A 20,753-nucleotide genomic window follows, 5' to 3' on the forward strand; every position below is an offset into this window, starting at 1 on the left:
CGTGCAGCATGTTGAGTCAGTTTAATCAGTTTCTGTTAAATTTTTCGTTATTGATCACATCACTGTTATTTGCCTTTTTACCACTCCGCCACGTCAAACGCATTTCACCGGCGTCACCGGTCAAGCTTCGTATCCTGATCGGATTCATTGCCGGATTTATCAGTGTATTACTTGTCCTGAACAGTATTACGTATGACGGGGCAAAAATTGATTTACGGCTCGTCGCGCTTGTCACGGCATATTATTATGGCGGCTGGGTCAGTGGCGGGATTACGACACTCGCCATTCTCGGGGCACGGTTTGCGGTTACACCGCCTGGGGCTTACGAAGGGTTGATCCTGACCGGCTTGATTTGTATCGCGTTACTCATCACGGCAAGTATTTACCGCCGCTTTGCGTCGCATACATTGAAAGATTATTTAGTCCTGATCGGGATCGGAATTGGCTACAGTTTACCCGCCCTTTATCTATTGACGGAGACGTTTAACCGATTTCTTGAAATTGCCTTGGTTTATATCATTTTCATTTTACTGGGCGGTTACGTCACGTACCGTTTCCTGCAGGAATTACGCAAACACTTCAAATTCGTCCAAACCCAGCAGGAGCTTGCTTTGACGGACGGTCTGACGAATCTCGCCAACCGGCGGAAACTCGACGAGACCCTAGCGTCTTATGACAAAGATGGTTTTGCCTTTTCCGTCTTGATCGTCGATATCGACTTTTTTAAGTCGGTCAATGATACATATGGCCATGACGGGGGCGATGTCGTCTTACGTCAATTGAGCCACTTGCTCGAACACTGTTGTCCGGATCAGGCGCTCGTCGGCAGATACGGCGGGGAAGAGTTTGTCGTCCTGTTACCGGACACACCGCTTAAAGATGCCGTCCGGCTCGGCGAAACAATCCGCTTGGCCTGTGCCGATCAACACTTTGTCTTCAGTACGTATCCGGCATTCCATGTCACGTTATCGATTGGGGCGGCCTCGTCGGACCAAGGCGAGACATCATTTGAAGTCATCCAAAAGGCCGATCAGTCCCTTTATCAAGCAAAACAGACAGGACGGAATAAGGTCGTCGCATACAGTGAAGAATAATCCAATACAAACAGGCGGACTCCGGGGAGCCCGCCTGTTTTATGCTGCACGTAAAAATTATTCACCGACCATGCCGTCATGGTCATTGTCCCGCATATAGGGATAAAGCCAATGGTCATCCGTGATCGGCATGCTGAATCCGGCGTCTTTTGCTTCCTGGATCGTGACTTGTCCATTACCGTTCGTATCGACGGTCGAGACGTCACCCGTTGCGTCCGAAGCCGGTTCCGGATCGGCAGGGGCTGGTGCCGGTTCTTCTTTGTCTTCGGTCAGACCGAGTTCGGCATTGACTTCATCCGGGTTGACGTTATCGAAATCATCGATGATTTTATTTCCGCGCAACGTGTACGTATAGTGATAATGCGACGGGATTTGTGTCGTCGTATCCGGATACGTAATGGTCGCTTCAAAGTTCGTCACTTCACCGGCTTTACGGATGGTGTTTTCCATATAAGCCTGATCGCCGTGCCGATTGAGTGTACTGTCCTGAGGGGTGATGTTATAGGCGTTTGAGACTCCGCCAAGTGAGTCGGCAATGACGTGTCCTTCATCAAGCTGCGGACTCTCGACACCGGGGACCTTCGCTTCATCCGAGTAGTAACGGCCGGAGGATGTCGTCTCCTCGGCATCATTTTGTAAGGTGATTTTTTTAGCGACGACTTTAACCAGTTGTGCATGTTCGTTCGTAAACGCCCAGTACTTCCGGTCACCAAAGCCGATGTTGACGACGACGTTTGGTTCCCGGTCACCGGACAGATCACCGCCGTCGACTTGAATCTGTTTGTAACCGGAAAAAAGAGCTTCCTTTGCGGACGGTTTTGCCGCCGGACTGGCCGGTTTCGATGATGTTGCGTCCGTTGTCTGTTCAGAAGCAGCATCCGTCGTCTTCGGCTTTTCCTGGACAGGTTTTGTCTGCTCAGGAGCTGTTTTCTGCTCGCTCTGTTGTTCAACTTTCGGCTCTTGCGATACCGGTTCTTCCGCCGCGCATCCCGTTAACAGAAGGGCAGCTAACGGTAAACTGAGATATGTAAGTGTGTGTTTCATGGTTCGACTCCTTTGACATGACATTCTTGTCCATTCTAGGAATCTTTCCCTTCGAATACAAGCTGATTTTAAATAATGAACTAAATTAAATATATGGTAGGAGCCGTTTCACCAAAAATGCCAGTGTTTTAGGATGCTGGTTCAAAAATAAAGTACACGCCAAAAACACGCCGCAGACAGCTGACGTGTTGGAACGGGTATTCCAGTGTTGGACGTAGTTCAGGCAGTAGGACCGTTAAGACAAAAGCAGCTTCCGGAAAATGTGATGTTGTTCAAAATCAGCCAGGATATTGGGCGCGATGTTCTGACGAAACATCGCGTCATCTGCCCACAAATAATCGTCATGTTCGTCGGATAGTTCGACAGCATCGTTTGTTGCCGTACAGAAGTAAACGAGCAGGATGACTTGCCGGTCAGGATGCGTCATCAGGCTTGAGGCATAAGCAATCCGGTCGACAGTGACCGCCAGTCCCGTTTCTTCCTCGATTTCCCGTTTCAGACTGTCTTCCGGTTGCTCACCGAAATCAATTTTCCCACCTGGACATTCCCATGTTCCGCCACCGGAGTCGGCAGCGGCGCGTTGGACGATTAAGATCCGGTTGTCGTACTGCACGATGCCTTTGACAGCTGTTACGATCGTTGTCATATGTTTTCCCCCTTTTGTCTGAGTAGAACAACTTCCGGACCTTCCTGTTGCATCAGCTGACCATTCTTCAGATGAATGCCGCTTCGTTCCGGTAAACCGTAGCCGAAATTACTTGCTGTCTTCATGAACGCCTCGGACAAGTTTGTCTCTTCCTGCCATGTATCGTAATGGACGGAAATCACAGCGTCCGTTAACAGTCCAAGACCCTTCAGGACTAACGCTTGACCGTTTCGTTGATCGATTGCCGGAATCCGACACTCGTCCGGTGTCAGTAAGGCACCGGCTGAAAACCCGGCGACCGGAACACCGTGCTGAAACCGTTCTTGAATGATGGTGCCGATCGGCGTGTCGACGATGAACTGTTGATACCGTTCCGTTTCCCCGCCCGAGATGATGATCCCGGCACTTCCGGCTAATTGTTCGAGTTGTTCAGATGTCGGACGCGCAGACAATGGAAAGTGGAAAAAATCTGTCGCACCATTTGCCGTTAACGCATCCGTATAGATTGGGGCATAATCGTCCCAGTTTGAGCCGGGACGCGGCACATACAGTAAAGCAACCGGTCCTGACTGTTTGAGACAAGAGACGAATTGTCGGCAAAGCATTGGGGTGAACGGCGGACCGCCGCCGAAGAGAAACAGTTGTTGATCTCTCATGAAAAACCCTCCTCTAGTTAAAATGTTTTCATCTGCAAAGCGGTCTGATACCGCTCAAAAAGTTGGGCCGTCATGAAAAAGAACAGCAGACCGAATCCGATGTGAAGTGCGGTATACATAAGACCAAACGAAGAGATTTCATACAGCAGGACCGGTAACTTGACCGTCGTGAACGCTCCGAGGAAAAAGACGACATATCGGATGCTGGCTCCTTTTTCGAGCAGGAGGACGGCGACGGGAAAAGCGACATAGAGCGGACCGGCGGCGATGGCAGCGAGTAATAAGACATATAGATATCCTTGAGCCCCAGCATCTGGTCCCATGTATTTCAGCAGGGTGTCTTTTTTGATCCATTGATCGAGTAGACCGACCAAGACGAGGATCGGCGGTAACAGAAGTAGCATATCAAGCAGACTCTTCAAACTGAGCCGGGCGGCATGCTGACCGCGTACCGGATCGATGAGCAGAAGTCCGAGCAAGAGAACGGACATCGTGAGGAAGAAGCCATATGTTTTGATTCGTTTCATCCAAACACCTCCATGACGAGTAACGAAAAGAACAGACACATCATAAGGGCGGACAGGTTGCGCACGTAAGCAAACCGTTTGCCGAACAGGCGGCTCTCGAGCGGAATCGTCATGATTCCGACGGCCATCAGTGAAGCCATTAAAGCCGAAACTTGTGCCAATCCGGCACCGTTCTCAAGTAAGGTCGCGCCGAGCGGGAAGACGACGAAGCTCGGAATCAGAGCAATCGCACCGATGACGAGCGACAGTATAATACCAAGAAACCCGGCATCCTGTCCGAGTAAGGCCGAGATTTGCGCAGGCGACAGAATCGATAACGACAAACCGACGAACAACAGGATGGCCAGGAGATCCGGCAACAGGTTCGTAAAGATTTTCCAGGCTTTCGCAAATGCCGCCTGCGTCTTTTGTTTGTCCTTGTAGAAGGAAAAACTGGACAGAAGAATGACAATTCCGTACAGCACGATGCTGTTAACCATCGGATTTTACCTGTTTTGCATAGTGCGTCTGGAAATACAGTAGATTTTGAAGTTTTTGTTCGATGTCCTCATGAAAGCGATCGAGCTGTGCCCGACCGGACGATGTCATCTGATACATTTTCACCATCTTGTTTTGGGGAGACGTGGTGAGGATGGAAGTGACGAAACCTTCTTCTTCAAGTTTTTTGAGTGTCCGGTAGAGAATCGCACTGTCAATCGGGTTAAACGGCAACTCCTGCTCGCAGCGTTGGAGCAGATCCCCGCCATAGGTGGGACCTTTCGCAAGGAATAAGAGTAAAAAAGCGCCTGTGTGGCGACCGGTATGTTTCAATGTAAATCCCTCCTGATCGGTTATATTTATAACTGTTATTAACACTTAACTGTCATTAACAGTATAGGGTTAGAAAGATGGAAATGCAACTGCCGATTGGAAATCAATCCATCAGCAAAACCTAATGATTTTTTGAGATAGGTAGAAAATGGAAAATGAATTATACTGGAAATAACAGGAGTAAACGAGGAAGGACGGATAAAAATGAGCGACAATCCAATCCAACAATTCCGTTACCGGGAGTCCGGCATGGGAGAAGAACAACTATTTACGTGGACGGCCGCGACTCAGGAATTACGACTAGAGGAGGGAACAGGAGAAGAAACGACCGTTCTCTTGTCCCGACGGCAACAGCAGGAGCTGACACGACGTTTAGAGAAGGCCGGGGTCATCGACTGGCAACCGGAATACACGACAGAATGGCTGATTCTCGACGGGACCTATTGGGAAATCAGTTGGACGGGATCAGAGGGAAACGGAGCATCTCAGGGCAGTAACGCCTATCCGGAATACTGGGAACTGCTTCGGGATTGGCTGTACCGTCAGTTTGGAAGGGACGAGGGGGAGTTTGGATGAAGAAGTGGTGGATCGGGTTAGCTGTCTTAGCCGGCTATTGTATTCCATTCGTCTACCGGGCATTGCTCGAAGACTTCAAGACAGGGACATTACTCGGTTATTTACTGTTACTTGTCGGATTCACGGTGCTCGCTTTCATCGGTCAGCGGTGGGGTCATCTGCTGTTTGTGATTGCTGGTAATATCGTGTCCTATTTCATATCGATATACTTTGCAAGTCAAATGAACACTTTCGGATGGGGCGGTTATTTCAAACCGTTGACGGCAGAACAATTGATTTTGCTTATCAGTCTCTTGATGCTCATTCCACAATTGATTGCGATAGTAGTGGCGATGTCACTGGAGGCGAAAAAGCGGATAAAGAAAATAACAAAGTAATAAAAAACACGCCACCAAACGTGACGTGTTCCAAAGTATTAGACTAATCCTAAAATCTCAACTTCAACCAAAGCACCTTTCGGCAACTCTTTGACGGCGATACAGGAACGGGCCGGGAAATGGTTATGCGGAGCAAAGTAATCCGAGTAAATATCATTAAATGCAGCAAAATGATCCATGCTCGTTAAGTAACAGGTCGTCTTGACGACACGGTCCGGTGTCAGACCGGCTTCTTTTAAGATGGCATCAACGTTTTTCATGACCTGCTCCGTCTGTTCCGTAATGCCACCGACGACCATTTCACCCGTTGCTGGATTGATCGGGATTTGACCGGATGCGTATAACGTACCGTTGGCGATGAAGCCTTGTGAATAAGGACCGATCGCAGCGGGGGCGTTGGTTGTTTCAATTTTTTTAAACTTTTCCATGGGAAATCCTCCTTTAATTTTTAGGATAGAAAATACAAGATGGTCATTAACTACTAAGTAAAAATGCGTGATAAAATTAATAAATACAGTTTGAAAATTCATGATTTATTGTTTAGGTAATTCTTAATTAATTTAATCAAGCTTAGTCGTTTTGTAAAGATAACGGAGGTTAATAACAATGTATGATGATTCGTTGAAAACTAAAACTGAAGTCGATATTTTAAAAGAAGCGGCCCTTACTAATAATATTTTTCCAAATACACTATATAAAATATTACAAAGTGCAAAAATTGATCACTACTCTGAAAAAGGGTCTGATGCAAAAAGACGGAAGCGAATAAGAGATGAAATTGTTCTGTATTCAAAAGAAAAGAAAATTTTGACAGACGATTCTGCACTTAAATTACAAGTACAAGCTGTTGATTTTATAGAATTAAAATTAAATAACTATAAAACATATTACGGAAAACAAACCTTGAACTTTAAAATGCCTACACAATCAGAAGAAAATATTATTTTAGTAGGCGGAATGAATGGTGCCGGAAAAACTACTATTTTAAAAGCATTACGAGTCTTGTTATATGGAAAAAGGAATATGACTGATCTTGAGTATAAGGAACAATTTGCTAATACGATCAGTAATCGCTTTTTTTCTGAAGGCGGTCGCGAATCAAGTGCTGAGTTAACACTTTCTGTCGATAACGACTACACCCATACAATAAAGTTAACATGGCAATATGACAATGCCAAAAGAATGATTAGTGAGACAAGAACTTTAATTAAGAAAAGAAATGGTTCGGTTAGACCTGTTAGTAATAACATTATTACTAAGGAAAACATGGATACTTTTAATCGATTGATTGATGGATGGCTTCCATTGGAGTCATCACCATATTTTATATTTGATGGAGAAGAAATTAGCACACTTGTTGCTTCTAGAAACTCGACTAAGTTTAAAGATGCTATCAACCGTATGATTGGCTTAATGTTTTATGACAACCTCAAAGGTGATATTGATTCAATTGTAAGAGACTATGAACGGTCACTTGCACAAATGGCTGATGCCGCAAAAGTGAGTCGGATTAACAAGGTAATCAAAACATTAAGAGAAGAATTAGAAGAAGCAGAAACCAAGTTAAATAAAGTCGATATATATTTAAGTGGGCGTAATAAAAAACTAGCTGAATTACGTAAACAAAAAACTGATATTTTAATGAAAAATAGAGATACGCGTGATGTGATTGTAAAAGAAGTGAGCCAGTTAGAAGAAAGATTAAAAAATGAAAAAAACAACTTAAATATTCTCTATAAAAAAAATATTATACCAACTATTTTAAAGAATAAAATACATTTGCTATCCCAGCGAATGAAAGAAGAACAGCTCTCACAGGAAAAAATAATTCGCTCAACAGCAGCGTTGAAGCCATATGATGAGTTTATGAAGCAGTTATTATCAAAACCTTTAAAACCTGCCTTAACTGAGAATCAACTAATCCAAATTCAAGAACTAGGTAAACTAATTTGGATGGAAGATCACAATATTTCAAAAGTTGACGAGATCGAAATTCTCCATGATGTTACAAATGATATGAAACGAATGTTATCTAACTTAGCTTCAAATGCAAAAGGCGATCAAATTAAGAATTTGATTCGAAATATTTCAAAATACGAAAACGATTTGAAAAATCTAAATCGTAGAGTTAGTTTAGCACCTTCAGCAATAGACGTCTCCGAGATAGATCAGGAAATTGAAGTTTTAAATCGGGATGTGGGTGATAAAGAAAAAACTCGACGTGTTAGAAGAAATAAAGTAAATCAAATCAAAGAAGAACTTACAAAATTAGTGAACGAATTAAAACGTCTTGGAGAAAACGCAGAAACAGACTCTGATTTACAACAAAAATATGAGTTCTCTAAAAGAATTCAAAAAGCAGTCAATCATTACACAGAGCATGTGTTAAATTGGAAAGTTGCTCTTATTAGTTTCGAATTCAAAGAAATGTTATCTGCCTTATTTAGAAAACAAAATGAATTTGGAAATGCTTATTTTGACCAAAAAAGTATGTGTATCAGAATTAAAAACGAAGTTGGGACAGAAATTCCGATTGAAGAGCGTTCAGCAGGTGAGAAGCAAATTATTTCTTCGGCATTTATATGGGCAATGACAAAAGCTTCTGATTTAGATTTACCTGTAGTAATTGATACACCGTTAGGGAGATTGGATAGTCACCACCGAAATAATTTGATAACACATTTTTATAGAAAATTAAGTAAACAAGTTGTTATTTTATCGACAGATACAGAAATCACAAAAGAATATATGGAATTGATGGAGAAAAATACAGCGAAACAACTTATGCTGGATTATAACGAGCAAGAGAAGTACACGGTAATCCGTGAAGGATACTTTGAATTTACGAAAGGAGTATCGTGATGGATTCTAAGGGAATAAAGTTATCAAAATTAACTAAAGTAAGGATCGATGATTTAATGGGAGAGTTCGCGGACTCTTTTGATGAAAGCTCAAAAGATGTTCGACCATTCGTTGTAAAATTAGGGCTTTCTACAGGCATCGCTAACAGTAGAGGGCTATATAAAGAATTCCCTTCTGGATGTGAAAGTAGTGATTGGGAAATGGGATCAATAATTTCAGGCGACGATTTTATGATCTTTAAACATTTAATCATTAATGAAGCAGGAACTTCTTTATCAGATTCTGAAATTAAAAAGCATATGAGAATGTTTATAGAACACGGAATCGAATCGTTATATCTCATATGGGAAAATCATCATAACAGTGGAGATTTAGAAGATTTTAAAATAAAGATTTTAAACTAAACAGCTTTAGAATAAATATTGATTAAAGAAAATACAAATAAAGGTTATATTCACTTGAATATTAACCTTTATTTTTTTATACTTGTATCAAAGTTACGTACGTAATGAGAGGGGATTATATACGACATGAATGCTACATTTAATTATAATTTTCCAGCTTTAAAAGGTTACCAAGCAAATAAAGAATATTTTGTAGTAATGTGCCCACTAAAACTAATCCCTAAAATCTTTTTGTTTGATGAGGAAGAAGTACCTGTTGAATATCGTGCTCAGCGAATTATTAATAAAGGACGAATTCCGGAAATAACAGAATATATTGTTCATCATCCAGAGGACTATGTGTTTTCTTCTTTAACAGCATCAGTAGATGGTGAAATGAATTTTGAACCATTCAATGATCATCCTAATTACCAAAACCTTGGTCAACTTTCTATTTCACTAGAGTCTAGATTTTTAATAAATGATGGCCAGCATCGAAGAGCGGCGATTGAAGAAGCATTAAAACTAGCACCTGAGCTTGGAAATGAAACAATATCAGTTGTATTCTTCCAAGATGCTGGTCTAAAGCGATCACAACAAATATTTTCAGATTTGAATCGTCATGCCGTTAATACTACATCTTCTATTGGTATACTGTACGACCATCGCGATCAACTATCTATGGTAACTAAAAATCTGTTGGATGAGATTCCACTTTTAGCTAGGTATACAGAAAAAGAAAGAACATCACTTTCAAAAAATTCTCCAAAATTACTTTCAATTAATCATATTTACAACGCAAACTTGAGATTGATTGAAAAATCAAAAGGCGAACCAATTACTGAACAAGATGTAGAAGTTATTAATTTGTTTTGGAGTACATTATGTGAGACTATTCCTGAATGGGAAGAAGTACTGAAAAGAAATATTTCTCCAAGAATATTGAGACTGCAATCAATTACGGCACAAGGTTTATTTATTGAAGCAGTAGCAGAAGTGGGAAGAACATTGATTGCTCAGAGACCTGATTCGTGGTTATTAGGAATTAGAGAACTATCAGGTATTGACTGGAGTCGGACGAATGAAAAAGATTGGAAAGGAAGAGCTTATGATGATTCGGGACGAATTATCAAAAATCGTCGAACGATTGCTCTGACATCAATCCGAATCAAACAACTTTTGAATATAGATTTAAATGATAAAGAAAAGTCGATGGAGCAGGAGTTTTCTGTAGAAAGGAAGTTAATTTAAATGGGGATTATTAGTAATCAACTAGCAAAAAAAGAAGACAATCCTTTAGCAAGACAATCTAAAGAACTAATTAAACGCGTATATGAACAAGATGAGAGACCGTGGGTTATCGGCTACAGTGGAGGAAAAGATTCAACATTGACAGTACAGCTTATTTTTGAAGCATTACTAGAGATGTCGCCAGAGCAGTGGCATAAAAAAATCTATGTAATTTCCTCAGATACAATGGTAGAAAATCCACTTGTGGCAGCAATGATTAACGGTTCTTTACAGCGAATGCAAGATACTGCGTTAAGAGTAGGTTTACCTTTAGAAACTCAAAAAGTAAAACCATTAACAGAAAAAACATTCTGGTCAAATATTATTGGTCGAGGATATCCAACACCTAATCAAACATTTAGATGGTGTACTGATCGCTTAAAAATTGATCCTGCAGATCGCTTTATTAAAGATAAAGTGAATCGTTTTGGCGAAGTTATTATGGTTTTAGGTGTCCGTTCTAAAGAAAGTCAGAGTCGAGGTAACTCAATCAAAGAACATGAAATCCAAGGTACAGAATTGTTAAAGCACACGACTTTAAACAATGCTTTTGTTTTTGCTCCTATAAAAGACTTTGGTTTAGATGATGTATGGGGATATCTTTTGTCTAACCCTTCACCATGGGGAGAAGACAATGCAAAATTACAGGAAATGTACATGAATTCTAGTGGTGAATGTCCTTTAGTAGTCGATCAATCTATCAAAGAAAGTGCCGGATCATGTGGGAACAGTCGCTTTGGATGTTGGGTTTGTCCAGTGGTTTCTGAAGACAAATCATTAACAGGATTTATTAATAGCGGTGAAGAATGGATGACTCCTCTACTAAAGTATAGAAATCGTTTAGTCCATGTGAGGGATGATCGTAATTTAAGAATGCATCGTCGGATGAATGGTAAATTCTATTTGATTGGTGTGGAAAGCTATGAAAAAGATGGTATCACGTATCTTTCAATTAAGAAAAAAGGTGGTAGACAAGCAAAACTTTATTCTACTGAAGATGTAGAATCAAACAACGTAGAAACTGCTGTGATTGTCGAAGAGTACAACTTAAATTCATATATCGTAAATAATCAAATTGATCTAAGTCGACCAGAAAAACATCGAGATTTTTTCATTCGTCAAACGGATCGAGAAGGAAATGTTACGTATTCGCAATTAGGTCTAGGACCGTTCACACTTGAAGCACGACAATTACTATTAAAAGAATTATTAGAAGTACAACGTGACTTGAATGCACCAACTACACATGATATTCCGCTTATTCAAGAAGAAGAGCTTCGTATGATCAGAAGAATGTGGTTACGTGAAGGTGATTGGAACGACTCATTACCACAAATCTATCTAGAGGTATTTGGTACAGAACTGGATTGGGAGCATGATGATCGACCATTAATGACCGCAGATCAAATGTCAGATTTAGAATTACTAGTTCAAAAACATCAACTTGACTTAAATACTGTAAAAAAATTATTCCACGTTGGAAACGAGTATGTAAGCTTAAAAGTAAAACGTGGGTTCCAAAAAGAAGTGACATCTTTGCTCAAGCAGGATTACCTTCAGTTGTACCATGAAGGGGAGATAGAGAATGAAACTAACGTCATTGACGCTTAAAAATATTGGCGCGTATAAACAACAAACTTTTGATTTTTCAAGTAAACGTAACAAGCAAAATGTGACATTGATTGGTGGGAAGAATGGTGCAGGTAAAACAACATTTTTATCTGCAATGAAGCTAGGACTATTTGGACCTCTTGCTTATGATATGAAAACCACTTCCTCAACATATTTTAAACGAATTAAAGGATTAATGAATCATGACGAATTAGAAAAAATAGAAGGCTTAAAAATATCAATGCCTTGGTTTAAAATTGATTTAACTTTTGAACAGGTAGAATCTTCTGTAAGAGAAGAAATTCGATTTGTGAGAGAGTGGAATTTTACGGAAACAGGCGGAAAAGAGTTTTTTTCAATTTATAAAGACGGTGCAAGTCTTCCTGTTAGTGACGAAAAAAGAGATCTGATTTTCAATCGTTTTTGTGAATCACTTCCTCCATATTTGTATGATGTATGCTTATTTGATGGGGAAGAAATTAATAGAATTATTCAACAAGATGAACTATCTAACCATTTAGAGCGCTTAATTAAAAGTGCTTTAAAACTAGAAGTTCCTTTCTTGTTGGAAGACACAATTAATCGTGTTATCAACGAGGAAACTAAAAATTCAGTTGATCCGAATAAGCAAAATAAGTTTGAAAGATTGAAACTAGAATTGAATAATTTGATTCAAGAAGATGATAGGCTACAAAAAAGATATGATACTCTATCTGATGATTTAGAGGAAATTAGTTTAACTGTCACTTCTCAGAAAAATGAATTGAAATCATTTGGTGGTCTTTTAAAAGAAGAAGAAGAAGAATTAAAAAGTGAATTGAACGAATTAGAACGCAAGAAAAAAGAGAATAAATCAAGTGTCCAAGAACTCATTAATGGTAATTTACCTTTCCTATTGAATCGTAATTTAATTGAAAAAGTAAGAGGACAGTTGAAAGAAGAGAAATTGATTGAAAGTATTGATGATGTGAAAAGAGAAATGCTTAAAGAATTAGCCAGTGAGTTATCACATCGTATTAAAACTAATTCAAATCAATTAGAAGAAGCGCTTCAAGAATCTTTAACAGCTATTCAACCGAAGAGTCAATCAATTATTCATCGTGCTTCCTTTGGTGAAAAAGCTCAAATTGAGTCTGTATTTGAAGGGATTAAAAATCTTGATTTTTCTTATTATCGTAAAAAAATAAGTGATCAACAAAATATGGATGAACAAATTAAATTAATCAAACAAAAACTTACAGTTCAAAGTGATAGTGTTGAAGATTTTATGGATATGTTATCTGAACTTGAGCAGTTACAAGAGCAATATGCAGAAAAAAACCAAGATTTGAAAGTAACAACTAAACAATGGGCTGTAGTCCAAGGAGAACGTGTCAGTTTACAGGAAGAATATGATCAATTGAGTGAAGAAATTGATAGAGAAGCTAACCAATCAAGTAGTGTTATGCATAATGCTACAGCGATGCGAGCATTACTTTTAGAGTTCCAAAATCAGCAACAGCAAAAAGGTATTCAATTGATTGAAAAGCAAGCACTAAAAATGATTAATCGTCTCTTCCGAAAAAGAGGTTATTTGCACCGTCTTGTAATTAATTCAATGACGTATGAGGTTACTTTATATTCTGAGGACCAAAAACGAATTCCTCAATCTACATTATCGGCAGGGGAAAAACAGCTATTACTCATGTCACTAGTTTGGGCAGTATTTGATGTATCAGGAAACAAATTACCGTTTATTTTCGATACACTTTTAGGTCGTTTGGATGTGGAACATCGTGAGAATCTTTTAACCGAACTCATTCCTGCATTTGGTGAGCAAGTATTGATTCTATCGACAGACTCTGAAGTGACAGAAGCAAACTATAAATTATTAAAGCCTGTCATCAATAGAGAATACAGTTTGAATTTCGATACAACTGAACGCTCGATCAAGGTAGTACCAAGTTACTTCCGCTTTAATGAAACGGAGAAAATATCATGAATCATCGCTTAAAATTATCCAAGACAACACTAGAAATATTTCAACAGCTACAAGCAAGTACGAATATTACACCTAACGTATTGGCAAGGATAGCTGTTGCACTTTCACTAAAAAATGAACAAATACCAAAAGTGAATACAAAAGAAATTTCAAATTTTGAGATTTCCAGAGCTACATTGACTGGAGAACACGATTTTTCATATAAAGCTATGATTCTACAACATGCAAATCAAGCAATTGAAGAAGAACATTATTTTCCTGATCTTTTTAACGCTCATATTGATCGAGGAGCCGACGAACTATTTAAAATCTATCAATACTCAGGAAATCCTCAAAAGTTTTGGATGAAGATATTAGAAATTGAGTAGAGAAGGAGAATAGTATGCTGTATTTAGATAACAGTGCAACAACACCAACGCATCAAGACGTTGTAGATGCGATGCTACCGTATTGGACAGATGTTTTTGGTAATCCTTCTAGTAAATACTACTCTCAAGCTGTTGATGCAAAAGTGGCAGTGGATTATGCTAGACAAGCTGTAGCAGAGTTAGTAAATAGTAAAGCTGACGAAGTAATCTTTACAAGCGGAGCAACCGAGAGTAACAACTTTTTACTAAAAGGAATTGCGATGTCGCACCCTAATCGTGGTAAACGAATTATATCGAGTACTGTAGAACATCCGTCTGTATTAGAAACACTTCGATATCTTGAGACTCAAGGGTTCGATGTTGTATATCTTTCAGTAGATTCATACGGAAGAATTGATTTGAAAGATTTGAAAGAAGCTTTACTAGAGAAACCAACCGTACTGGTAACACTTTTATGGGGTAATAATGAATTAGGTTCATTAAATCCAATCAAAGAAGCATCTAAACTCGCAAGTCAATACGGTGCTTTTTTTCATACAGATGCGACTCAAGTAATTGGAAAAATAAGAGTTAATTTAGATGAGTTACCATACGTGCAGCTTCTATCAGTATCAGCACATAAGTTTTATGGACCTAAAGGAATTGGTGCAGCAATCGTTCGGAAAGACGATATGGGTTTGTCTTTGAAGATAACGCCTCTTTTACATGGAGGTGCCCAGGAGAATGGTTATCGTAGTGGAACCCATGCAGTCCCATTAATTGTAGGAATGGGAAAGGCAGCAGAAATAGCTCATTCAAGGTTAGATGAAAATCTCCAGCAATTAACGAAACTTGAAGATAGGCTTAATCAATTGTTAATTCAACAATTTGGTGATGTCATTCATTTCAATAATGATAAACAAAACAAAATCCCTGGAATCTTAAGTGTTCAGTTTAAAGGTTTGAACAATGAGATTCTTTGCAAAGAGCTTGCACCAGTTATGGCGGTTTCAACAGGGTCTGCATGTAGTTCAAGTAAACCAAGTCATGTACTTCAAGAAATTGGTTGTTCCATGGAACAATTACGTTCAACTATTCGTTTTTCACTATCTCCTTATCAATCAGAAAAAGAGTTAGATGTCTTTTTAGAATTATAAAAAATCAGCATCGGATAAACCGATGCTGATTTTTTGTTAAGTCGTATATAAAGATTCGATTAAATCTTCTTTTTTGATATCACTTGTAATTTTATCGATATGATCTTTAATTTGTTGAATTGGTTGAAGTACTCCTCTAATACCAAATGCTTCTGGCAAATGAACTAATGTATGATCCTCTCGTTTTACGAGAGAAGCGCTTGGGACATCATGTTTGAAGGAAAGTACAATTCCATCTCCGAGGTAAGGTTCCAGAGAATCATCAATTATAAAATCTCCTTTTAATAAAGACGTTATGACTGATTGACGATTATTTTCAAAATCATAGTTTGTCCGTTCAGGCCAAAGTTCACTTTCATGAATCTTTTTAGCATTTGTCAGGAAGAGTTGAGCGAAGAAAAGACGATAATAGTCATTTTCAAACGTATCCCCAGTTTGATTGTAAAGATTAGTACGGAAAAGATCTTTTGTATGTTTTGTTTGCTCAATTGCTTTTTTTATTACACTCTCATCATTAATACCGATTTTCACTTCAACAGGGAAAAAGTGAAGTTTTAATCCAGTTGAAGATTCTTCAAGACCGATTAAAAGTAAGTCATCAGAATGAGTTCCAGAACGATTTAATGATTTTGCTGAAAATACACTATCGCGAGTAAATCCTGCAGCACCAGCAACTCTAAGGACTTCTTCAAGTGATATCGGAACCCATGTAATTGCAGGGTGATCAAACAAAGCAAGCGCATATCGAACAGCTGAAAGAATACTAAATTTCTCTCGACTAAAGTGTTTTCGTTTTTCAGGACTCTCAATACCACGGCGAATCATTTCAAGAAGCCATTCACCATTAATTGTATTAAAGGCTTTAATGGCCTGAACAATATGCTGATCCGTTGGTTCATGATGAATCATTTGATTCGATTTAAAGAATTCTTTTACAATTGACTGATATTGACCAGCTTTATTTGTAACGGTGATAGCATCATAACGGAATGATGAAGTGTACTGATCGCTGTAATGAATAACTAGTAAATCTTGATTTGTATTTTTATTACCATGAAAATATCCTAAATCTACTGTAGGTTCTATAAATGTTACCCAATGAGATTGTTCATAGATCTCATTAAACGTATCATCTGGTAAAACTTTCATCGAAGAAACTGCTACTGTTCCTTTTGAATAAGGATTGTTTCCTGCATCACGCATGTTGAAATTAAATTCATTCACAGAATATGCAATTTTCGCCAAGATTTCTTCTGAGTCAATTGGATATAACTTTGTTCCGAATCCGCTTAAATAAGAAGTCTTATTTATTGTTGCTGATAAAGTAGAATAGAGCCCACCTAAAGCCATACCAGTCTTCATATTATCCGCACGATCTGGATAAATGTTTTCTTTTCCTCTCATTTTATAAAAACTGATATGTGCATACTCAAAATCATTACTCTGGCTGAATCGATAAAATTTTAAGTTAGCACGAACAATTCGAATTAAGTCTTCAAATAAGTAATTACTACTTTTTTTCATCAAAGAACGAAGGTCATCGAATTGATTTTCAAGGTCATTGAAGAAATCATATTGAGAGAAGTCATCTAAGTCTTTATGTCCAGATTCGTGATGGTGATTATATAGACGAACTTCTACAGGAATTAGTTTGTCAGCACCATGTTTTTCTATTTGTTTGAACATCCAAGAAACAATACCTTTTAAAATAGGGCGTCCACTTGAAATTTCAATTATATTTAGTTTCAAAGAAGCTTTTGTTTCAGTATTAAAAAGAAAATCAAAATGATTAATAAATTGATTCATTTTATCAAATATAACTTTATCAAGAAATTTTTCAGCATCTACAATAGTGAGTTCATCGAGCGGTTTATATAAAATCCATTCTGGAGCAACATTTTGACTTTCTGGCTTATACCATTGTTGATTTTGACCATCAGGCTGATAACTCAAAAGTGGTAAGAGCGCATCAGGGCGCAAACGATTGATGATAGAGTAATTCACATGATTATTTTCTAACTGCTTATAAAGTTCAATTTGATAAGCAACATTCAATGGATGAAAAGGAGTTAGGAAAACCTGATTCTGATCAACTGAATAAATAGTTCCTAAACGATCAGTACCTAATCCGTCTTCCATCAATTTTTCATCTGTTTTGAGATTCTGGACCAACTGAAGATAGGCATTCAGGTAAGGAATAGCAACATTTAAATATTCTTCATTAACCTGCTCGTAAAAGGGGACACTGTTGATTCCTTTGAAATAATTAATAAATCGATTATACGTTTCACGTAATAAAAGATTTTGTATTTCGTACTCTTCATTAGAAAAAAGCTCACCATTCTGTATGATACCAGTAAACATACTGTCTTTAACCCAACGAATTTCTTGCTCTACGAATGAACGATATTCCGAATGATCATAAAACTGCTCATTCCCTATAATCAGACGTTTTCCTGAAACAAGAACAGAAGAAGATTTTTCTCGTTTCATTTGCCAAAGACGCATTCCAGTGATGGGATGAGGCTTATTTGGTAAATCAGAAATAAGCAACTCAATGGGGTTAAATTCATCAATCTGCAGATTGATTCTGAGAATTTGATCACCATCCATTAACTCAGGATCAAAAGAAAAAACGGCATTTGTCTCACTAGTTACCCGAATAATTTCTTTATCACTTGTTACTATAAATTCTTCAGGGTGTACAAAGTTAGGATCTCCGATGCGAATGACACCATCTGGATCTTCTAAAGAAAGAAATGGGGAATCGTCTGTCCAACCATTAGAATAAGATGCTTTGTAATTTCCAAGTACGTCTTCGCTAAAAGGAAGAACAGTTATATAAAAGTTATTCTTAAGACCAGTAATATGAAGATATTCGGCATGTAGGTTAAGCGGTTGATTTTCAAGTTCATCCAAAAGAATTCTTAATTTTTTTCCACTATGTTCAAATGAAACATTGGCTTGTCCCGAAATATTTTTGCTACGAGCACCAGAAGATTTAATACTTTTTGGCATTTTGTGATCGCCGTCGATATCAAACTCCAGTGTGAGCGTCATCTGATTTAACCCCTCCGGATTGAAAACAATAATATGACGATGCTTTCGACCGGCAGCAGTATTACTTTTAGGTAATTCCCAAACACTAATTTTTTTATTATGTTGCTTTGCTGAAATAGTTACAAGCTCAAATTTTTTCTTTGTTTGTTCAACGTATGAATTTACTTGAGAATAACTCAGCTCTTTCCAATCAGTTTCTTTTAGTTTTTTTTGCCCTTCAACCGTAAACTTTTTATCAAGAACTTTTTCTATATTGTAGAGATGATAATCTTGAATGATTTGGTAGAGTTCCTGATTTTCTTTAAGTCGCAATTCAATATTTTTTGTTCCTACATATTGAGTTAAGTCGTCTTTAAAAAATCCAAGTTTTTCATAATCATCTGTGGAAACTTTTCCTTTTGCTAGAACATCAAGGATAGGTTCAAAATCCATGAAATTTATATTACCAGTATCACCATGTTCTTCAATAAATTGAGATAAATAGAATGACATTAGTGCTTGATCAGACTCATTGAAAAGCTTCTGTCCTACATCCTTTTTTAAAGAATGAATCAAGGCTTTTACGTGAAGAGGCATTCCTTGCTTTTGTAAATTTCGACTTCCACCTTCTATACTATCTAGTTGATGAGGTAGTAACATTAAGAGTGCAGTATTTTTCCATCCTTCTTGTTGTTGACTTACTAAATTTCGTAACAATACTAAATAATCTGCTGTTACATCAGATGTTTGAGCAGCTAGTATCAATCTTATATTGCCATAGAGAATGGAATAAGAATGAAAAGGAGTTTGCTGTTCATGTGTATATTTAAAAGGACTTAAAAAGTCTGGTGAGATTTTATTTTGAACTGACGCAAGGAACTGTGTAACTTCTTCTTGATGGTCAAAACGAATAAAATATTTATCACCATTATTAGGTGGATGCTGAACAAAATAGTCATTAATGTGTAATGATAAATAGTCATAAAATTGATTTGACATATTGTGCCTCCCCGCTGTCACTCATTTTAATGAGTAAGTTCATTTTTTCTAACGTATTTTCAAATTCAATACGACTATAGCGATCCAAGAAAACTCCTCTTCTTTCAAGTTCTGAATAAACATCCTGAAGGCGCATTTTTGAAGATCGAACAATAACTATAAGGAACATAGTGAGCATTTCTTGATTAAGTGAAAAAACATTCCCATTTCGTCCCCGTTGTTTTACGATTCGAGTTTTGGCGATTTCAGTAACAGCATTTCCATAACGTCCTTGAGGAGCTTCAGGAGAAGAAACTGCCATAACAGAAATTAATTGCTTAACAGAATCTGAAAATGTTTTACTTTTTGTAATTTGACGTTGAAGTTTTGATTTTTCAATGATGTAAGTAGATTGCGCATCTACTTCTTCTAACCACACACCTTGTTCTTCACTTGAAAGTTGATCAAATATTGATTTAATTGTAGGAAATTCCATCATTGTTTCCGATTCTAAATTTCTTGTATTGCAACTCAATTGAGCTAATGTAAGCTGTGTGCTAAATAATTTACTAGCCATTTCTTCCAAGTATTTAAATCCCTTGCGCACAGCATCGCGCCTGCTTGAAACAGTAGGTTCCCAATCGAGTGTGAAATAAAGTTGCTCTACATTTCCTTTGTTGTAATCAGCATGTTCAAGTAATGAAAGTTTAATAATGTTTTGACTCAGTAAGAAAAATGTATAGTAGTAAGTTACTAAGTCAGCATATTTGATAAAGAAATCTGGATGATTTCTTAAAAATAATAAATCATCTGTAAACAGTTCACCTAACCAAGGTAGTTTATGATCGAATGTTGTAAGCGATTTTTCTCTTTTTTCTGGAAGCGGTTTAAAATTTTTCGTGATATTTTGTAAGACATCGTTCTCTTCATTAGCATTAAACATATTCTGAAGTGATGTATGATCTTTGCACAAATCATAAAGATAATCTGAAATTTTAAAAGTACGATTTTTTAAATCTACTCGTTCTAAGTGCAATAACATATTTGGATGTTGGAGTTGTTGCTTTGTTTCTCCTGTGATTACTAATTCGTTTAGTAAAGCAATAAATTCATCATGATCTTTAGGCTCAATAGACATCTCATTTAAAAGTGGTTCGAAATCATTCGTTTGAGTTCCAACTGAATATTCACCTTTATATCCACTAATTAAACGAGCAAAAGAAGCAAATTCTCCTGTCCAATTTTCTTTAAAAGTTTCATCAACTTTTAATTTGGTAGCATTAGTGTTAAAAGGGAACATTTGACGGAATGCATTCAAATCTCTCTTTTTACTTGTAATAACTTTTTTTTCAATAATTCCTCTTTGCAGTTCCAT

General features: G+C 37.8%; 19 protein-coding genes. 10 read left to right on the plus strand and 9 right to left on the minus strand.

The genetic code is table 11. The features are described 5' to 3' along the window. Positions 1 to 8 precede the first annotated feature (8 nt). Positions 9 to 1,094 (plus strand): GGDEF domain-containing protein, encoded by a 1,086-nt coding sequence (locus KNP91_RS14380; RefSeq protein ID WP_214850730.1) that lies wholly within the window; start codon positions 9 to 11, stop codon positions 1,092 to 1,094. A 57-nt stretch (positions 1,095 to 1,151) separates the two neighbouring features. Here KNP91_RS14380 and KNP91_RS14385 read toward each other — a convergent pair whose 3' ends face one another. From KNP91_RS14385 to KNP91_RS14410, 6 genes are all read right to left on the minus strand, one after another. Continuing rightward, positions 1,152 to 2,138 carry a DNA/RNA non-specific endonuclease gene (locus KNP91_RS14385; RefSeq protein ID WP_214850732.1) on the minus strand — a complete coding sequence of 329 codons (987 nt, stop codon included), beginning with the start codon at positions 2,136 to 2,138 and terminating at the stop codon, positions 1,152 to 1,154. 235 nt (positions 2,139 to 2,373) lie between these two features. Beyond that, positions 2,374 to 2,784 carry an NUDIX hydrolase gene (locus KNP91_RS14390; RefSeq protein ID WP_214850734.1) on the minus strand — a complete coding sequence of 137 codons (411 nt, stop codon included), beginning with the start codon at positions 2,782 to 2,784 and terminating at the stop codon, positions 2,374 to 2,376. After that, positions 2,781 to 3,440 carry a Type 1 glutamine amidotransferase-like domain-containing protein gene (locus tag KNP91_RS14395; RefSeq protein ID WP_214850735.1) on the minus strand — a complete coding sequence of 220 codons (660 nt, stop codon included), beginning with the start codon at positions 3,438 to 3,440 and terminating at the stop codon, positions 2,781 to 2,783. The genes KNP91_RS14390 and KNP91_RS14395 overlap by 4 nt, the downstream gene beginning before the upstream one ends. Before the next feature lie 17 nt (positions 3,441 to 3,457). Continuing rightward, positions 3,458 to 3,967: a permease gene (locus tag KNP91_RS14400; protein ID WP_214850737.1), complete on the minus strand. Its 510-nt coding sequence runs from the start codon at positions 3,965 to 3,967 to the stop codon at positions 3,458 to 3,460. Further along, the gene (locus tag KNP91_RS14405; RefSeq protein WP_214850739.1) at positions 3,964 to 4,446 is read right to left on the minus strand and encodes a hypothetical protein; all 483 of its coding nucleotides are present in this window, start codon (positions 4,444 to 4,446) and stop codon (positions 3,964 to 3,966) included. The genes KNP91_RS14400 and KNP91_RS14405 overlap by 4 nt, the downstream gene beginning before the upstream one ends. Next, positions 4,439 to 4,777, minus strand: coding sequence for a PadR family transcriptional regulator (locus tag KNP91_RS14410; RefSeq protein WP_114596987.1), 339 nt, complete (start codon positions 4,775 to 4,777; stop codon positions 4,439 to 4,441). The genes KNP91_RS14405 and KNP91_RS14410 overlap by 8 nt, the downstream gene beginning before the upstream one ends. A gap of 204 nt (positions 4,778 to 4,981) precedes the next feature. On the opposite strand from KNP91_RS14410, the gene KNP91_RS14415 reads away from it, so the two are divergent. Together KNP91_RS14415 and KNP91_RS14420 are read left to right on the plus strand one after the other, a co-directional pair. After that, positions 4,982 to 5,353 (plus strand): hypothetical protein, encoded by a 372-nt coding sequence (locus KNP91_RS14415; RefSeq protein ID WP_251136080.1) that lies wholly within the window; start codon positions 4,982 to 4,984, stop codon positions 5,351 to 5,353. Beyond that, positions 5,350 to 5,730: a hypothetical protein gene (locus tag KNP91_RS14420; RefSeq protein ID WP_214850741.1), complete on the plus strand. Its 381-nt coding sequence runs from the start codon at positions 5,350 to 5,352 to the stop codon at positions 5,728 to 5,730. Before KNP91_RS14415 ends, KNP91_RS14420 begins: the two co-directional genes overlap by 4 nt. A 38-nt stretch (positions 5,731 to 5,768) precedes the next feature. On the opposite strand, the gene KNP91_RS14425 is transcribed toward KNP91_RS14420, so the two are convergent. Then, positions 5,769 to 6,158, minus strand: coding sequence for a RidA family protein (locus tag KNP91_RS14425; protein WP_214850744.1), 390 nt, complete (start codon positions 6,156 to 6,158; stop codon positions 5,769 to 5,771). A 178-nt stretch (positions 6,159 to 6,336) separates the two neighbouring features. Between KNP91_RS14425 and dndD (KNP91_RS14430) the strand changes: the two genes are divergently transcribed. The 7 genes from dndD (KNP91_RS14430) (at position 6,337) to KNP91_RS14460 (ending at position 15,361) form a co-directional block, all read left to right on the plus strand. Beyond that, positions 6,337 to 8,592, plus strand: a complete 2,256-nt coding sequence (gene dndD, locus KNP91_RS14430; RefSeq protein WP_214850752.1) for a DNA sulfur modification protein DndD — start codon at positions 6,337 to 6,339, stop codon at positions 8,590 to 8,592. Beyond that, entirely contained in the window at positions 8,592 to 8,996 is a 405-nt protein-coding gene (locus KNP91_RS14435) for a hypothetical protein (protein WP_214850754.1), read from the plus strand. The genes dndD (KNP91_RS14430) and KNP91_RS14435 overlap by 1 nt, the downstream gene beginning before the upstream one ends. 126 nt (positions 8,997 to 9,122) lie before the next feature. Beyond that, positions 9,123 to 10,226, plus strand: coding sequence for a DNA sulfur modification protein DndB (gene dndB, locus KNP91_RS14440; protein ID WP_131503322.1), 1,104 nt, complete (start codon positions 9,123 to 9,125; stop codon positions 10,224 to 10,226). After that, positions 10,227 to 11,876, plus strand: coding sequence for a DNA phosphorothioation system sulfurtransferase DndC (gene dndC / locus KNP91_RS14445; RefSeq protein WP_214850756.1), 1,650 nt, complete (start codon positions 10,227 to 10,229; stop codon positions 11,874 to 11,876). Further along, the gene (dndD, locus tag KNP91_RS14450; RefSeq protein ID WP_214850760.1) at positions 11,851 to 13,857 is read left to right on the plus strand and encodes a DNA sulfur modification protein DndD; all 2,007 of its coding nucleotides are present in this window, start codon (positions 11,851 to 11,853) and stop codon (positions 13,855 to 13,857) included. Before dndC ends, dndD (KNP91_RS14450) begins: the two co-directional genes overlap by 26 nt. Then, the gene (locus KNP91_RS14455) at positions 13,854 to 14,225 is read left to right on the plus strand and encodes a DndE family protein (RefSeq protein WP_131503325.1); all 372 of its coding nucleotides are present in this window, start codon (positions 13,854 to 13,856) and stop codon (positions 14,223 to 14,225) included. The genes dndD (KNP91_RS14450) and KNP91_RS14455 overlap by 4 nt, the downstream gene beginning before the upstream one ends. Positions 14,226 to 14,239: 14 nt before the next feature. Next, positions 14,240 to 15,361 carry a cysteine desulfurase family protein gene (locus KNP91_RS14460; RefSeq protein WP_214850762.1) on the plus strand — a complete coding sequence of 374 codons (1,122 nt, stop codon included), beginning with the start codon at positions 14,240 to 14,242 and terminating at the stop codon, positions 15,359 to 15,361. Between the two features lie 36 nt (positions 15,362 to 15,397). Here KNP91_RS14460 and dptH read toward each other — a convergent pair whose 3' ends face one another. Together dptH and dptG are read right to left on the minus strand one after the other, a co-directional pair. Beyond that, positions 15,398 to 19,399, minus strand: coding sequence for a DNA phosphorothioation-dependent restriction protein DptH (gene dptH, locus KNP91_RS14465; protein WP_214850764.1), 4,002 nt, complete (start codon positions 19,397 to 19,399; stop codon positions 15,398 to 15,400). Further along, on the minus strand, positions 19,380 to 20,753 hold the full coding sequence (gene dptG, locus KNP91_RS14470; protein ID WP_214850766.1) for a DNA phosphorothioation-dependent restriction protein DptG: 1,374 nt from the start codon (positions 20,751 to 20,753) through the stop codon (positions 19,380 to 19,382). Before dptG ends, dptH begins: the two co-directional genes overlap by 20 nt.

This window comes from Exiguobacterium sp. s138, from assembly GCF_018618775.1.
Classification (GTDB): domain Bacteria; phylum Bacillota; class Bacilli; order Exiguobacteriales; family Exiguobacteriaceae; genus Exiguobacterium_A; species Exiguobacterium_A artemiae.

Bases quoted from the DNA above. Each gene is read 5' to 3' on its own strand.
- KNP91_RS14385 (WP_214850732.1), bottom strand. From the start codon at position 2,138: ATGAAACACACACTTACATATCTCAGTTTACCGTTAGCTGCCCTTCTG.
- KNP91_RS14455 (WP_131503325.1), top strand. From the start codon at position 13,854: ATGAATCATCGCTTAAAATTATCCAAGACAACACTAGAAATATTTCAA.
- KNP91_RS14460 (WP_214850762.1), top strand. From the start codon at position 14,240: ATGCTGTATTTAGATAACAGTGCAACAACACCAACGCATCAAGACGTT.
- KNP91_RS14390 (WP_214850734.1), bottom strand. From the start codon at position 2,784: ATGACAACGATCGTAACAGCTGTCAAAGGCATCGTGCAGTACGACAAC.
- KNP91_RS14425 (WP_214850744.1), bottom strand. From the start codon at position 6,158: ATGGAAAAGTTTAAAAAAATTGAAACAACCAACGCCCCCGCTGCGATC.
- KNP91_RS14395 (WP_214850735.1), bottom strand. From the start codon at position 3,440: ATGAGAGATCAACAACTGTTTCTCTTCGGCGGCGGTCCGCCGTTCACC.
- dndC (WP_214850756.1), top strand. From the start codon at position 10,227: ATGGGGATTATTAGTAATCAACTAGCAAAAAAAGAAGACAATCCTTTA.
- KNP91_RS14400 (WP_214850737.1), bottom strand. From the start codon at position 3,967: ATGAAACGAATCAAAACATATGGCTTCTTCCTCACGATGTCCGTTCTC.
- dptG (WP_214850766.1), bottom strand. From the start codon at position 20,753: ATGGAACTGCAAAGAGGAATTATTGAAAAAAAAGTTATTACAAGTAAA.
- dndD (WP_214850752.1), top strand. From the start codon at position 6,337: ATGTATGATGATTCGTTGAAAACTAAAACTGAAGTCGATATTTTAAAA.
- KNP91_RS14405 (WP_214850739.1), bottom strand. From the start codon at position 4,446: ATGGTTAACAGCATCGTGCTGTACGGAATTGTCATTCTTCTGTCCAGT.
- KNP91_RS14435 (WP_214850754.1), top strand. From the start codon at position 8,592: ATGGATTCTAAGGGAATAAAGTTATCAAAATTAACTAAAGTAAGGATC.
- dndD (WP_214850760.1), top strand. From the start codon at position 11,851: ATGAAACTAACGTCATTGACGCTTAAAAATATTGGCGCGTATAAACAA.
- KNP91_RS14415 (WP_251136080.1), top strand. From the start codon at position 4,982: ATGAGCGACAATCCAATCCAACAATTCCGTTACCGGGAGTCCGGCATG.
- dptH (WP_214850764.1), bottom strand. From the start codon at position 19,399: ATGTCAAATCAATTTTATGACTATTTATCATTACACATTAATGACTAT.
- dndB (WP_131503322.1), top strand. From the start codon at position 9,123: ATGAATGCTACATTTAATTATAATTTTCCAGCTTTAAAAGGTTACCAA.
- KNP91_RS14380 (WP_214850730.1), top strand. From the start codon at position 9: ATGTTGAGTCAGTTTAATCAGTTTCTGTTAAATTTTTCGTTATTGATC.
- KNP91_RS14420 (WP_214850741.1), top strand. From the start codon at position 5,350: ATGAAGAAGTGGTGGATCGGGTTAGCTGTCTTAGCCGGCTATTGTATT.